Genomic DNA, 13,020 nt, shown 5'->3' with positions numbered 1-13,020 from the left:
AGAGGCCACCGGCCGGGCTCAGGACGTACCGTCCCAGGCGTGACCTCCACGAACACCGACCGCTGGATCCGGCTCGACGGCACCACCAACATGCGGGACCTCGGGGGCCTGCCCACCACCGACGGCGGGCGAACGGCGGCCGGGCGGATCCTGCGCAGCGACAACCTGCAGACCCTCAGCGACGCCGACGTCCGGCGGTTGGTGCACGAGATCGGCCTGCGCCAGGTGATCGACCTGCGGACCACCGCGGAGATCGTGCTCGAGGGGCGCGGCCCGCTGCGCGGCGTCCCCGAGGTCACCCACCGGCACTTCACCCTGCTGCCGGAGCGCGGGCACTACACCGACGTCTTCGCGGTGGAGGAGGAGGAGCCGCAGCTGGAGCTCGGGGCCGGGTGGGCCGAGTCGCTGCTGCCCCGGCAGGTCGCGGCCCACGACGAGGTGGAGCCGCCGGCGGTGCGGTCCTACCTGGGCTACCTCGGCCAGCGGTCGGAGAACGTCGTCGGGGCGCTGCGCGCGCTCACCTCCGCCCCGGACGGCGCGTCGGTGGTGCACTGCGCAGCCGGCAAGGACCGCACCGGCGTGGTCTGCGCCCTCGCGCTGGCGGTCGCCGGGGTGCCGCACGAGGAGATCGTGGCCGACTACGCGCTGACCGCGGAGGTCATCGACGCGCTGGTGGCGAAGCTGGCCACCTCGCCCACGTACGCCGAGGACATGGTCACGCGCGACGTGGCCAGCCACACGCCGCGGGCCGAGACGATGGACCGGCTGCTGACCCTGCTCGACGAACGGTTCGACGGTCCGGCGGGATGGCTGGACGCCCACGGGTTCGGTGCCGACGAGCAGGCGGCGCTGCGCGCCCGGCTGCGCGACTGACGGTCAGCGGACGGCGCGGGCCGACCGGCTCCGCCGCTCCTTCTCCCGGTACATCGCCGCGTCCGCCTCGCGGAGCAGGGCGTCGGCGGTGCGCGCCCGCTCCGCGCCGAGCACGGCGACCCCGACGCTGGTACCCACCCGCACCGGGGTGCCGTCGAGGCGGAACGGTTCCTCGAAGCAGGCCGTGATGCGGTCGGCGAGGGTCCGCGCCTGGTCGGCGTCAGCCAGGGCCGGCAGCACGATGGCGAACTCGTCGCCGCTGAGTCGACCCACCGTGTCGCCGGGGCGGACGGCGGCGCGCAGCCGTGCCGACACCTGCCGCAAGAGCTCGTCCCCGGCCGCGTGACCGAGCGAGTCGTTGACGTCCTTGAACCGGTCGAGGTCGCAGAAGAGCACCCCGAGCTGGCCGTCGGGGCCCGTCCCGACGAGCGTCGCCTCCAACCGCTCCAGGAAGAGCACGCGGTTGGGCAGCCCGGTCAGCGCGTCGTGCGTGGCCTGGTGGCGCACGGTCTCCAGCAGCCGGGCCTTCTGCAGCGCGGTGGCCGCCTGGTCACCGACACCCCGCAGCCGGGCGAGCACGTCGCCACCGAGCTCCTCGGGCGCCGTCCCGGACTCCCAGCTCGCCGTCGCGACGCCGAGGAAGGTGGCGCCGGCCAGGAGCGGCACCGCGACGACGTCGGAGACGCCGATGTCGGTCATGAACCGGCGCAGCACCGGGCTGCTGGTGGCGAGGCTGAGGATCCGGGGTTCGCGGTCGGTGAGCATGCCGACCAGCTCCGGGGTGTCCTCCGGCCGCAGCGGCGTCCTCAGGAAGTGCTCCCGCCGGAGCGGCTGGCTCCGGGCGGAGCTGCGGCCCTGCAGCTGCCCCGTCGCCGGGTCCCAGAGCATCACCGAGGCACTGCTGCAGCCGATGACGCGCGGCAGGGCCTCCGCGACGACCTGGCTGACCGCCGTCGCGTCGCCGGCGCCGGCCAGCTCGTGGGCCAGCGCCAGCAGGGCGCCCGCCCGGTCGGCCTCCCGGCGCGCGTCCTCCAGGGCGATGAGCAGGTCCAGCGCCGCCGCCGCGTGCCCGGCGTAGGCGGCGAGCATCGCGTGCTCGTCGGCCATCTCGCCGTCACCGGAGGGGTAGATCGCGGCGAGCCGGCCGTGCCGGCGGCGGGCGGAGGCGACGTCGACGACCACGGCGGTGCGGCCCAGGTCGTCCCCGGACAGGATCCGCGCGGCCAGCTCCGGCAACTGGTCGTCGGGGATGCCGGCGCCGTGGACCAGGGGCGGACCGCCGTCCGGGTTGCCGACGACCAGCAGGTGCGCCGGGGCCAGCACGGCCTCACCGGCCCGCGCCACGATGCGGTGGAGGACGGTGTCGAGGTCGTCGCTGGCGACGAGGTCACCGGCCGCGGACTGCAGCGTGCGCAACTGCCCCCGCAGCGCCGTCAGCTCGGGGTCGGCCGCGGCCCCGTCGGGCCGCCGGCGGCGGAATCGCGACCGCCGCTCCCAGGTGAGGCGGTAGACGCAGGTGCCGGTGCCGTCGACGCAGCACTCGGTGTGCGTGAGGACGCCGGGAGGCAGACCGAAGATGGCCGGGATCATCACCGCCAGCCCGCGGGCGTACGCGCAGTCCAGCGCCGAGTGGGCGTAGCCGTCGGCCAGGTGCAGGGCGACCGTCGCTGACGTCGCGGTGGTCTCGCGGACCTCCATGCGGGAGACGGTGGTGAACTTGGCCGCCGCCCGCGGCAGCTGGCGGAACACCTGGCGGGGCGTGCCCAGGGCGCGCAGGACCAGGAGCAGGGAGTGTCCCAGGCCGCTGCGCATCGCGGCCGTGCCCACGTGGAACATCGTGTCGGGGTCGCCCAGCACATCCGTCGCCGCGGCGAACAGCCGGATCCGGGTGGCGTAGCTCCACCAGCGGGCCTGGTCGGCGACCTGGTCGGCGACCTCGCCGAGCCCGGCCCGGTCGAGCACCGCGGCGACGGCGTCGTCCCCACCCGCGCGGCGGACGTAGGCGAGCACCCCGGCCATCGTGATGCCCGGGGTCTCCCGCGCCTCGGCCGGCGGCACAGCGGTCGCGCCGCCGCTGCCAGGTGATCCTGTGCCCACGGTCCGGTGATCGGCGCGCCACCACCCCCGCTTGAGCGGAACCGACCGGATCGGGTGAGGAGCCCGCAGGTCGGACCGCGCCCTGCGGGACGAGCCCCCGGACGCACGCGACCCCGGTCTCGAGGGAGACCGGGGTCGGGGTGTTCCGGGGCCGCGCGCGCCGCGCGGCCAGGGCTCAGCGGCCGAGGAAGTGGCTGCCGTTCGCCATCGTCAGGAGCTCGTCGCGCATCGCCGGGCTGCTGCTGCGGGCCAGCGCCTTGTTCAGCGCCCGCCGGGTACGCGCCACCTGCCGACGCTGCCGCCAGCTGGTCGTCACGCTGCTCATCGTTACTGCCTCTTTCGTCGGAGTGATCTGCCTGCAGCCGTAGTAACGCAGGCGTGCACCATATTAATCCGACGAAACGTCGGCGAACGTGAGACATGGCCGAAGGTTCCTCATCCTTTCGGGTGAGTCGCGCCACGTCGGAGCCCGAACGCACGACGGCGCCCACCCCGAGGGGGGTGGGCGCCGTCGTCGTAGCGGGGCGGGGGCTCAGCTCGGGCGCTGCACGTCACCCCGCCAGGCACCGGTCTCGGTGCCGCGGCTCTCGATGAACTCCTTGAACTTCTTCGCGTCGGCCTTGATCTGCCGGTCGTCGAAGCCGAGGACGGCACCGGCCTTCTCGACCAGCCCCTCGGGCTCCCAGTCGATCTGGATCATCACCCGGGTCTTGGCGTCGTCCAACCGGTGGAAGGTCACCACACCGGCGTGCTTGGCCTCACCGCTGGTGCTGGTCCAGGCCACGCGCTCCTCGGGGTGCTGCTCGGTGATCTCCGCATCGAACTCGCGCTTCACGCCGTCGATGTTGGTGACCCAGTGGGTGTGGGTGTCGTCGATCTGCGTGATCTTCTCGACGCCGCCCATGAACTGCGGAAACGTCTCGAACTGCGTCCACTGGTCGTAGGCGATGCGGATCGGGACGTCGACGTCGACGAACTCCTGCACGCTGGCCACGTTCTCAGCTCCTCGTGTCGCTTGTTCGGTCGTGCGCCACCTACCCCGGGGGCGCCGGACCGACACGTGGAAGGAGCAGGTCAGCGCAGCGCGGCCGCGATGCTGCCGCGCACCGGCCGGTCCGTCACCAGCAGCATCTGCGCCAGGTGGTAGGCGTCGGGCTGCCCGGCCCAGGTGCCCTCGGCGAGCTCCCCCGACGGCGTGAGCTCGTGGTGCCAGCTGCCGGTGCTGGGGTCGGCGAACCGCTCCTCACCGTGCGCACGCCAGCGGTCGGCCAGCGCCCGGTAGGCCGGCTCCCCGGTCACGCGGGCGAGCACCGCCGCCGCCGCCACCGCCTCGCACAGCACCCAGTGCATACGCGCACCGACCACGGGCCGGTCGTCCCAGTCGAGGGTGTACGGGAAGCCGTCCGCGCCGTCGGCCGCCCACCCGCGGGTCGCCGCGGCGTCGAACAGCGCGACGGCGTCGTCGAGCAGCCAGCGCGGCGGGTCGGGGAGGGCGGCGCGCAGGTGCACCGCGAGCCGCGCCCACTCGAACTGGTGCCCGATCGTGACCCCGTAGGGGCGGAACGGGTCGGCCGGGTGCGCCGCGTTGTGCTCGGGCAGCGGCTCCCAGTGGGACGTGAAGTGCTCGGGCAGCCGCCAGCCGCGCTCGCGGGCGAAACCGTGCACCACGCGCTCGACACTGCGCAGCGCCTGCCCGCGCAGCCTGGCGGCCAGGGCCGCGTCGTCGACCGCGTCGGCGGCGGCGAGCACCGCCTCGACGCCGTGCATGTTGGCGTTGGCACCGCGGTAGTCGTCCAGCCGCGACCAGGTGCGGTCCCACTCCTCCACCGCCAGGCCCGCGTCCTCGTCCCAGAACCGGTCCTGCCACACGTCGAGGGCGTCGTCCAGCAGCGCGCGCCCGCCCTCGATCCCGGCCGCGGTCGCCGTGGCACCGGCCAGGAGGACGAAGGCGTGCACGTAGGCGGCCTTCGTGCCGTCGGCGGCCGTCGCGCACCAGCCCCCGTGCACCGGGTCGTGGAGGGGCCCGCTGCGCAGCGCCTCGACGCCGTGCCCGGCCAGCTCGACCGCCCCTGGCCGCCCCAGCAGGGCGGCCAGCCCGAAGACGTGGGTCATCCGCGCGACGATCCAGCCCTCCTGCGGCCGGTCCGCGAGCAGGTCACCGTCCGGGCCCAGGTACCCGAAGCCGTCCGGCAGCCGGGATCGGGCGGCGAAGTCCAGCAGCCGGTCGAGATCGATCACCCGGTCACGCTAGTGCGCGGCCCGCCGGTCGCCCACCACGGCGACGGCCAACCGGGCCGTCGCCACCCCGAGGACCGCGAGGCAGAGCACCCGGACGAACCCCGCGCCGATGTTCGCCCCGGCGTCACCCGTGGTCATCGCGTCGACGAGCACCATGACCACCGTCGCGGCGAGCACGACGAACCCGAGCCGCCGGCCGGCCGGGACTCCGGCCGCCAGGAGGACCCCGCCGGCGATCGCGCACACGTACCCGAGCACCTGGAGCAGCCACGGGGCCGTGCCCTGGTCCAGGTGCGGCCGCGAGCCGCCGATCCCGATCGAGGCGCCGGTGAGCGCGACGAACAGCAGCAGGGCGACCAGCGCCTGGGCACGGCGGTCCACGACGGGCTCCCTCTCGAGCGACGAACCGGGCGGCTCGCCGTCAGTAGGCCAGCGCGCTCCCCGGATCGTGCAGCAACGCGCCGACGTCGGCCAAGAACCGTGACCCGAGTTCGCCGTCGATGATCCGGTGGTCGAAGGAGAGCGCCAGCTGGGTGACCAGGCGGGGCTTCACCTTCCCCTTGTGCACCCACGGCATCTCCCGGACGGCGCCGAAGGCCAGGATCGCCGACTCCCCCGGGTTGAGGATCGGGGTACCGGTGTCCACGCCGAACACGCCGACGTTGGTGATCGTCATCGTCCCGCCGGTCATGTCCGCCGGTGCCGTGCGCCCGGCCCGGGCGGTCTCGGTGAGCTCGCCGAGGGCCGCGGCCAGCGCGGGCAGGGACAGCCGCCCGGCGTCCTTGATGTTGGGCACGATCAGCCCGCGCGGGGTCGCGGCGGCGATGCCGAGGTTCACCTGCCCGTGGACGACGATCTCCTGCGCCGCCTCGTCCCACGAGCTGTTGACCATCGGGTGCCGCCGCGCCGCGAGCAGCAGCGCCTTGGCCACGAACAGCAGCGGGCTCACCTTGACCTCGGCGAATTCTGGCCGTGCGGCCAGCCTGCTGCGCAGCTTCATCATCCGGGTGACGTCGACGGTGAGGAACTCGGTGACGTGCGGCGCGGTGAAGGCGCTGGCCACCATCGCGGCCGCGGTGGCCTTGCGGACCCCCTTGACCGGGATGCGCTGCTCCCCGCCGGTGGTCGCCACGGACGCCGGGGCCCCGCCGCCGTCGGAGCGCGCGGCGACGGCGCCGTCGGAGCGCGCGGCGACGGCGGCGTCGACGTCGGCCCGGGTGATGCAGCCACCCGCGCCGGAGCCGGAGATGGTCGCGAGGTCCACGCCGAGGTCCTTGGCGTACTTGCGCACCGGCGGCTTGGCCAGCGGGCGGGGCCCCCGCCGGCCGGGCGCGGAGCCCTGGGCCGGGGCGGCGTCCTCGCGTCGCGCCGCGGCCTCGGCCTGCCGGCCGACCTCCAGCCCGCCGTGGCGCACCGGCTTGCTGCGCATGTCGGGGGCGGTGGCCAGCAGCGGCGGGCCGTCGTCGGAGGGCAGCGGGGGACGGTCGGCCCCGCCGGAGCCGTAGTCCGCGCCGGGCAGCCCGGTCGCCCGGGCGGCGGCCGGGGCGCCTGACCGGCGCGGGCGGCGGCGCGCCTCGGTGGTGCGGGGCCCGTAGCCGACCAGGACGGCGGTCCGCCCACCGGGGGCCGCCCCGCCGATCAGCCCGGCGGCCGGCTCCTCGCCGGCCGCCGATCCCTCGTCGGCGGGCGCCGCCGCCGGGGCGCTCCCGGCGGCGTCTCCCCCACCCACCCCGCCGACGTCGATGGTGATGATCGGCGCACCGACGTCGACCATCGTGCCGGCCTCGTGGAGCAGCTCGACGACGGTGCCGGCCCACGGCGAGGGCAGCTCGACGGCGGCCTTCGCCGTCTCCACCTCGCACAACGGCTGGTTGACCGTGATGGTGTCGCCGACCTGCACCAGCCACTGCAGGATCTCGCCCTCGGTGAGCCCCTCACCGACGTCGGGGAGCTTGAACTGACGCTGCGCCATCTCAGAACTCCATCGCGCGGTCGACGGCGTCCAGCACCCGGTCGAGGTCGGGGAGGTACTCCTCCTCGAGCTTCGACGGCGGGTAGGGGGTGTCGAAGCCCCCGACCCGCAGCACCGGCGCCTCCAGGGAGTGGAAGCAGGCCTCGGTCACCCGCGCGGCGATCTCCGCGCCGAGACCGAGGGTGACCGGCGCCTCGTGCACGACGACGCAGCGACCGGTCCGCCGCACGCTCTCGAACACCGGCTCCAGGTCCAGCGGCGACACCGTGCGCAGGTCGACGACCTCCAGCGACCGCCCCTCCTCCTCGACGGCCTTCGCCGCCTGCAGCGCCGTCTTCACCATCGGGCCGTAGGCCAGCACGGTGGCGTCGTCGCCGCCACGGACGACGCGGGAGGCGAACAGCGGGTCCGGGGTGGCGTCGGTGTCGACCTCCGCCTTCTCCCAGTACCGCCGCTTGGGCTCGAGGAAGACGATCGGGTCGGGATGGGCGATCGCCTGCTGGATGCCCCAGTAGGCGTCGACCGGGTTGCTGACCGCGACCACCTTGAGCCCCGCGGTGTGCGCGAAGTAGGCCTCGGGGCTCTCGCTGTGGTGCTCGACCGCCCCGATGCCGCCACCGAAGGGGATGCGGATGACGATCGGCATCGGCAGCCGGCCCTTCGAGCGGGCGTGCATCTTGGCGACCTGGGTGACGATCTGGTTGTAGGCGGGGAAGACGAAGCCGTCGAACTGGATCTCGCAGACCGGCCGGTAGCCGCGCATGGCCAGGCCGACCGCGGTGCCGAGGATCCCGGCCTCGGCGAGCGGCGTGTCGACGACGCGGGCCTCGCCGAAGTCCTTCTGCAGGCCGTCGGTGATGCGGAAGACCCCGCCGAGCTTGCCGATGTCCTCGCCCATGAGCACGACCTTGGCGTCGTCCTCCATGGCGCGGCGCAGGCCGAGGTTGAGCGCCTTGCCGATCGTGAGCGTCTCGGTGGCCATCAGTGCTCGCTCCCCTCGAAGCTCGCCTGGTACGCGACGAACTCCTCGCGCTGGGTGGCCAGCCACGGGGTCTGCTCGGCGTAGACGGAGTCGAACATCGCCGTCGGCTCGGGATCGGGCATGTCGACGGTGCCGCTGCGGATCCGCTCGGCCAGCTCGTCGGCCTCGCGCTCGACGGAGTCGAAGAACGCCGCGTCGGCCTTCTCCGAGCGGGACAGGTGCGCCTTCAGCCGCGCGATCGGGTCGCGCAGCTTCCACTCCTCCAGCTCGCTGGCCAGCCGGTAGCGGGTGGGGTCGTCGGAGGTGGTGTGCGCGCCCATGCGGTAGGTGAACGCCTCGATGAAGGTCGGGCCCTGCCCTTCGCGGGCGGCCTGCAGCGCCTGCCGGGTCACGGCCAGGACGGCGAGGACGTCGTTGCCGTCGACCCGGACGCCGGGGAAGCCGAAACCGGCCGCGCGCTGGTACAGCGGCACCCGCGACTGCCGCTCCAGCGGGACGCTGATGGCGTACTGGTTGTTCTGGCAGAAGAAGACGACGGGGGCGGAGAAGCTGGCCGCCCAGATCATCGCCTCGTTGACCTCCCCCTGGCTGGTGGCGCCGTCACCGAGGAAGGCCAGCGCCGCGCTCTCGGCACCGTCGCGCTGCAGGCCCATGGCGTAGCCGGTGGCGTGCAGGGTCTGCGCGCCGATGACCACGGTGTAGAGGTTGAAGCCGGTGGCCACGGGGTCCCAGCCGCCGTTGTCGACGCCCCGGAACAGGCTGATGACGTGCAGCGGGTCGACACCGCGGGTCCAGGCGACGCCGTGCTCGCGGTAGGTCGGGAACGCCATGTCGGTGGCGGCCAGTGCGCGGCCGGCGCCGATCTGCGCGGCCTCCTGACCGAGCAGCGAGGCCCAGATGCCGAGCTCGCCCTGCCGCTGCAGCGCGGTGGCCTCGACGTCCCACCGGCGCACCAGGGCGAGATCGCGGTAGAGGTCCCGCAGCTCCTCGTCGGTGATCTCCAGGGAGTAGCCGGGGTGCTCGACCCGGTCGCCCTCCGGTGTGAGCAGCTGGACCAGCTCGGACCGCTGCGGCAGGTGGGGCGCGGCGGCCCCCGGGACGGGGTCGACCATCTCCGTGGTCTCTGGCAACGCTGTCACCGGTCGCACTCCTCGCCGTCGGCCACCGCCGCCGGGGTCACCGGCGACGCGGTGGTGCTGGACGTTCCGGCCGCCGGATGTGGCGGCCCTCACACATCCTGGCACGACCTGCCCGCCGATGACCAGCCCTGATGCGCATCGATCTGCGCAGGCGCATTGAAGTAGATTGCGCAGAAAGCTCGCCCAGGGTGGCGTCCAGCTGTCAGACTGCGCAGCGTGCCCGAGATCGATGCCACCGATGCTCGGCTGCTGCTCGCGCTCACCGAGGACCCGCGGGCGAGCGTCATGGCGTTGTCGCAACGGCTGGGCCTGGCCCGGAACACGGTGCAGGCCCGGCTGGCCCGGCTGGAGAGCAACGGGGTACTCGGCCCGCTGGACCAGCGGGTCCGCCCGGAGGCGCTGGGCCACCGGCTGGCCGCCTACATGTCGGTGCAGGTGGCGCAGCGCGGGCTGGCCGAGGTCAGCGACGCACTGGCCGCCCTGCCGGAGGTCCTCGAGGTGACCGGCCTGTCGGGCGCCACGGACCTGCTGGTGCACGTGGTGGCGACCGACGCCGACCACTTGTGGCGGATCACCGAGGCGGTCCTGGCCATCCCCGGCGTCCAGCGGGTGGACACCGCGCTCGCCATGCGCCGGTTCCTGGAGCGGCGCGTGGGCCCGCTGCTGCGCCGCGCCGCCGGCCCCCCGCCCGGCTGATCCGCCGGTACCGGCGGCCCGCCGGTGTGCCGCCCTGACGTGCGGGTACCGGGCGCCACATGACGAAGAAGACCCCGTTCGGCGTGGCGGGCAAGGGCAAGCGCGGCATCAGCACGCTGGGCTGGGCGCTGCGGGGAGCGGCCGCCGGCGCGGCAGGCACCACCGCGCTGAACGCCGTCACGTACCTGGACATGGTGGTGCGCGGCCGCGGCAGCAGCTCCACCCCCGAGCAGACCGTCGAGAAGCTCGCGGAGACGGCGCACGTGCCCATCCCCGGCGACGACCAGACCCGGCAGAACCGCCTCCAGGGACTCGGCCCGATGACGGGCATCGTGGCCGGCGTCGGGGTGGGCGTGGTCGGCGGGCTGGCCCGGGCGTCGGGCCTGCTGTCGTCGAAGCCGGTCGGCACGCTGCTGACCGCGCTGGGCGCGATGGTCGCGGGGAACGGGCCGATGACGGTGCTCGGCGTCACCGACCCCCGCACGTGGTCGACGACGGACTGGCTCAGCGACCTGGTGCCGCACCTGGCGTACGGCCTCGTCGTCAAGAACACCATCGACGCCTTCGACCGCCCGTGACAGGGTCCGGTCGTGGAGGAGATCACGACCGAGGCAGAGCTGCGCGCCCTCCTCGGGGAGCCGGCCCCCGCCGCCGTGGCCAAGGAACGCACGGCGCTGCACGAGTTCGACCGGCAGTGGCTGGCCGCCTCACCCTTCTGCCTGGTCGCGACCAGCGCGGCGGACGGCACGTGCGACGTCTCGCCGAAGGGTGACCCGCCCGGCTTCACGCTCGTCCTCGACGACCGGACCATCGCGATCCCCGAGCGGGCCGGCAACCGCCGCGCGGACGGCTTCCGCAACATCCTGGCCAACCCGCACGTCGGCCTGGTCTACCTGCTGCCAGGGCGGGGCGACACCCTCCGGATCAACGGACGGGCCCGCCTCGTCCGCGACGACGTGCTGCTCGGGCGCATGGTGGTGCAGGGGCACCGCCCGGTGCTGGCCATGGTCGTCGAGGTCGAGCAGGTGTTCCACCACTGCGCCAAGGCGTTCCTCCGCTCCGGGCTCTGGGAACCGGACACCTGGGGAGCCCACGACGTGCCGTCCCGGCCCCGGATCGCGCAGGCCCTCGAGCGCCGCGGCGAGCGGCTGGAGGACATCGAGCGCTACTACGGGGAGCAGTACACGGCGGGCCTCTACCCGACCGGCTGATCCCCCCGGGCATAGGAAGCTCTACCTACGAATTCTGGACCAGAACCGTAGGCATGGCTTCCTATGCCCGGTCAGCGCCAGCCGCGCTCGTCGACGCCCCCCGGCACCGGGGCGGCCGGGTCGTAGGGCGTGCGGGTGAAGACGAACGTGTCCAGGTCCAGGTGGTCGGCGGCGATGCGCAGCGTCTCCCCGGCGAAGTAGCCGTCCAGCCCGCGCCAGGTGCCGTCGGCCGCCGGGGCGAACCGGCTCGCCCGGCCGGACCGCCCGGGCAGCGGGCCCAGGTGCAGCAGGCCGCCGGCGACCGACCGGAGGACGTAGGGGGCAGGGCCCCAGAACCAGATGCCGAGGTCCTCCAGCGGCACCGGCGACGGCGCGGGTGCCCACGGCTCGACGATGCGCGGCTCGGCGGCACGCAGGTCGGCCAGGAGCCCGAACACCAGCGGATCGAGGCCGCTGGTGGTGTTGGCCAGCGACACCGCGCCCGCCTGCTCCTCCCGGTCGACGAACACCCCGGCGAGGAAGCCGGGCATCGAGCCGCCGTGCCCGACCAGCGTCCGCCCGTCCACGCGCAGCACCTGCACGCCCAGCCCGTAGGCCGACCAGCCCGGCGCGGAGGAGTCCACGCCGGCGGGCACCGTCATCTCCTCCAGCGTCGCCGGGTCGAGCACGTCGCCGGTGTCGCCGAGCAGGAACGCGGCGAACCGGCCCAGATCGGTCAGCGTCGCCCACAGCTGCCCCGCGGCGGCCATCACGCCGGCGTGGTGCTCGGGCTCGGGCAGCACGACGTCGGCCCACGGATGCACCGCACGGCCCTCGGCGGCCGGCGCGACCGGTCTCGGCGTGGTGCGGGCCATGCCGAGCGGGGCGAGCACCTCGGCGGTGACGGCGTCGTCCCAGCTGCGGCCGCGCAGCCGGGTGACGAGCTCACCGAGCAGGCCGAAACCGAGGTTGGAGTAGTGGAACCGCCGCGCGGCGCCGAGGACGACGTCGGTCTCCGCCAGGCCCAGGTCGTCGAGGGAGCCACCCTGGGTGCGCTCCCACCAGCCGCCGGGGCTCTCGGCCGAGGCGCCGGCGAGGTGGGAGAGCAGCTGGCCGACCGTACGGTCGCCGAGCGGCGTCCCGGGCAGGTGCCGCTCCAGCGGGTCGTCCAGCCCCAGCCGGCCCTCGTCGCGCAGCCGCATGACCACGACCGCCGTCACCGTCTTGCTGATCGACCCGAGCCGGTACTGGACGTCGGTGTGCGGGCCGGGCACCTCGCCGCGGCCGGCCGACCAGGCCAGGCCGCCGTCGCGGACGACGCCCGCGACCAGGCCGGGGGCCCGGCCGTCGCGCTGGACCCGGGCGGTGCGGGCGAGCAGGAGTCGGGCGGTGCCGGGGAGGACGGGCTCGGGCATGCCGGCGACCGTAGCGACCGGCACCCGGCGCGTGATCAGGCGGTCAGTGCGTCCCGCGTGGGCAGCGCACCGGAGCGGGTGGCCCACCGCTCGAACCAGACCGTGGCCAGCGGCGGCACCGACGCGGCGAGGGCGAGGACCGTGGTGGGCAGCGACCAGCGCAGCACCCGGGCCGTGACGAGCGCGACGAGGACGTAGACGACGAAGACCCCGCCGTGGATGGGCCCGAACACCTGCACGCCGACCTCGGAGGTCTGCAGCACCCACTTGACGAACATCCCGGCCAGCAGGCCGACCCAGGTGATCGCCTCGGCGATGGCGACGAGGCGGAAGGCGGTGGTGACGCTGCGCGGGTTCAACGGACGTCCTCGGGTCGGCGGGCTCTGCGGTCGTCAACGACCGGGCGGGGCGCGGGGTC

Annotated in this window: 14 protein-coding genes; 4 read left to right on the top strand and 10 right to left on the bottom strand. The window is 74.5% G+C overall.

The features are described from left to right. Positions 1-39 precede the first annotated feature (39 nt). A complete protein-coding gene (locus ACI8AP_RS14705; RefSeq protein ID WP_456590099.1) occupies positions 40-873 on the top strand; it encodes a tyrosine-protein phosphatase in 834 nt (277 codons plus the stop codon). Between the two features lie 3 nt (positions 874-876). Here ACI8AP_RS14705 and ACI8AP_RS14700 read toward each other — a convergent pair whose 3' ends face one another. From ACI8AP_RS14700 to pdhA, 8 genes are all read right to left on the bottom strand, one after another. Further along, positions 877-2,970 carry a diguanylate cyclase domain-containing protein gene (locus ACI8AP_RS14700; RefSeq protein ID WP_456590098.1) on the bottom strand — a complete coding sequence of 698 codons (2,094 nt, stop codon included), beginning with the start codon at positions 2,968-2,970 and terminating at the stop codon, positions 877-879. 175 nt (positions 2,971-3,145) lie between these two features. Further along, a complete protein-coding gene (locus tag ACI8AP_RS14695; protein WP_456590097.1) occupies positions 3,146-3,295 on the bottom strand; it encodes a hypothetical protein in 150 nt (49 codons plus the stop codon). Positions 3,296-3,502: 207 nt separating this feature from the next. Continuing rightward, positions 3,503-3,964 (bottom strand): SRPBCC family protein, encoded by a 462-nt coding sequence (locus ACI8AP_RS14690; RefSeq protein ID WP_456590096.1) that lies wholly within the window; start codon positions 3,962-3,964, stop codon positions 3,503-3,505. 80 nt (positions 3,965-4,044) lie between these two features. Next, positions 4,045-5,208 (bottom strand): AGE family epimerase/isomerase, encoded by a 1,164-nt coding sequence (locus tag ACI8AP_RS14685; RefSeq protein WP_456590095.1) that lies wholly within the window; start codon positions 5,206-5,208, stop codon positions 4,045-4,047. Positions 5,209-5,217: 9 nt separating this feature from the next. Then, positions 5,218-5,589: a hypothetical protein gene (locus ACI8AP_RS14680; protein ID WP_456590094.1), complete on the bottom strand. Its 372-nt coding sequence runs from the start codon at positions 5,587-5,589 to the stop codon at positions 5,218-5,220. Positions 5,590-5,629: 40 nt separating this feature from the next. After that, the gene (locus ACI8AP_RS14675; RefSeq protein WP_456590093.1) at positions 5,630-7,180 is read right to left on the bottom strand and encodes a dihydrolipoamide acetyltransferase family protein; all 1,551 of its coding nucleotides are present in this window, start codon (positions 7,178-7,180) and stop codon (positions 5,630-5,632) included. A gap of 1 nt (position 7,181) precedes the next feature. Continuing rightward, on the bottom strand, positions 7,182-8,162 hold the full coding sequence (locus ACI8AP_RS14670; RefSeq protein ID WP_456590092.1) for an alpha-ketoacid dehydrogenase subunit beta: 981 nt from the start codon (positions 8,160-8,162) through the stop codon (positions 7,182-7,184). Then, the gene (pdhA, locus tag ACI8AP_RS14665) at positions 8,162-9,301 is read right to left on the bottom strand and encodes a pyruvate dehydrogenase (acetyl-transferring) E1 component subunit alpha (RefSeq protein WP_456590091.1); all 1,140 of its coding nucleotides are present in this window, start codon (positions 9,299-9,301) and stop codon (positions 8,162-8,164) included. Before pdhA ends, ACI8AP_RS14670 begins: the two co-directional genes overlap by 1 nt. 216 nt (positions 9,302-9,517) lie before the next feature. On the opposite strand from pdhA, the gene ACI8AP_RS14660 reads away from it, so the two are divergent. From ACI8AP_RS14660 to ACI8AP_RS14650, 3 genes are read left to right on the top strand one after another with little or no spacing between them, the layout of a single operon-like run. Next, complete coding sequence (locus tag ACI8AP_RS14660; protein ID WP_456590090.1) at positions 9,518-9,997, top strand: Lrp/AsnC family transcriptional regulator; 480 nt, start codon at positions 9,518-9,520, stop codon at positions 9,995-9,997. Between the two features lie 59 nt (positions 9,998-10,056). After that, positions 10,057-10,575, top strand: a complete 519-nt coding sequence (locus ACI8AP_RS14655; protein WP_456590089.1) for a hypothetical protein — start codon at positions 10,057-10,059, stop codon at positions 10,573-10,575. 12 nt (positions 10,576-10,587) lie between these two features. Next, positions 10,588-11,208, top strand: a complete 621-nt coding sequence (locus ACI8AP_RS14650) for a pyridoxamine 5'-phosphate oxidase family protein (protein WP_456590088.1) — start codon at positions 10,588-10,590, stop codon at positions 11,206-11,208. Positions 11,209-11,279: 71 nt separating this feature from the next. On the opposite strand, the gene ACI8AP_RS14645 is transcribed toward ACI8AP_RS14650, so the two are convergent. Beyond that, complete coding sequence (locus ACI8AP_RS14645) at positions 11,280-12,602, bottom strand: serine hydrolase domain-containing protein (protein ID WP_456590087.1); 1,323 nt, start codon at positions 12,600-12,602, stop codon at positions 11,280-11,282. Positions 12,603-12,637: 35 nt separating this feature from the next. Further along, positions 12,638-12,961 carry a DUF3817 domain-containing protein gene (locus ACI8AP_RS14640; protein ID WP_456590086.1) on the bottom strand — a complete coding sequence of 108 codons (324 nt, stop codon included), beginning with the start codon at positions 12,959-12,961 and terminating at the stop codon, positions 12,638-12,640. Positions 12,962-13,020 lie beyond the last annotated feature (59 nt).

It is taken from the genome of Blastococcus sp. SYSU DS1021 (assembly GCF_054050995.1).
The sequence above is the reverse complement of the archived record's forward strand: the minus strand, read 5'-3'. Positions and strand labels throughout refer to the sequence as shown.

Coding starts and splice junctions, on each gene's coding strand:
- ACI8AP_RS14695 (WP_456590097.1), bottom strand. CDS start 3,295: ATGAGCAGCGTGACGACCAGCTGGCGGCAGCGTCGGCAGGTGGCGCGT.
- ACI8AP_RS14675 (WP_456590093.1), bottom strand. CDS start 7,180: ATGGCGCAGCGTCAGTTCAAGCTCCCCGACGTCGGTGAGGGGCTCACC.
- ACI8AP_RS14670 (WP_456590092.1), bottom strand. CDS start 8,162: ATGGCCACCGAGACGCTCACGATCGGCAAGGCGCTCAACCTCGGCCTG.
- ACI8AP_RS14655 (WP_456590089.1), top strand. CDS start 10,057: ATGACGAAGAAGACCCCGTTCGGCGTGGCGGGCAAGGGCAAGCGCGGC.
- ACI8AP_RS14645 (WP_456590087.1), bottom strand. CDS start 12,602: ATGCCCGAGCCCGTCCTCCCCGGCACCGCCCGACTCCTGCTCGCCCGC.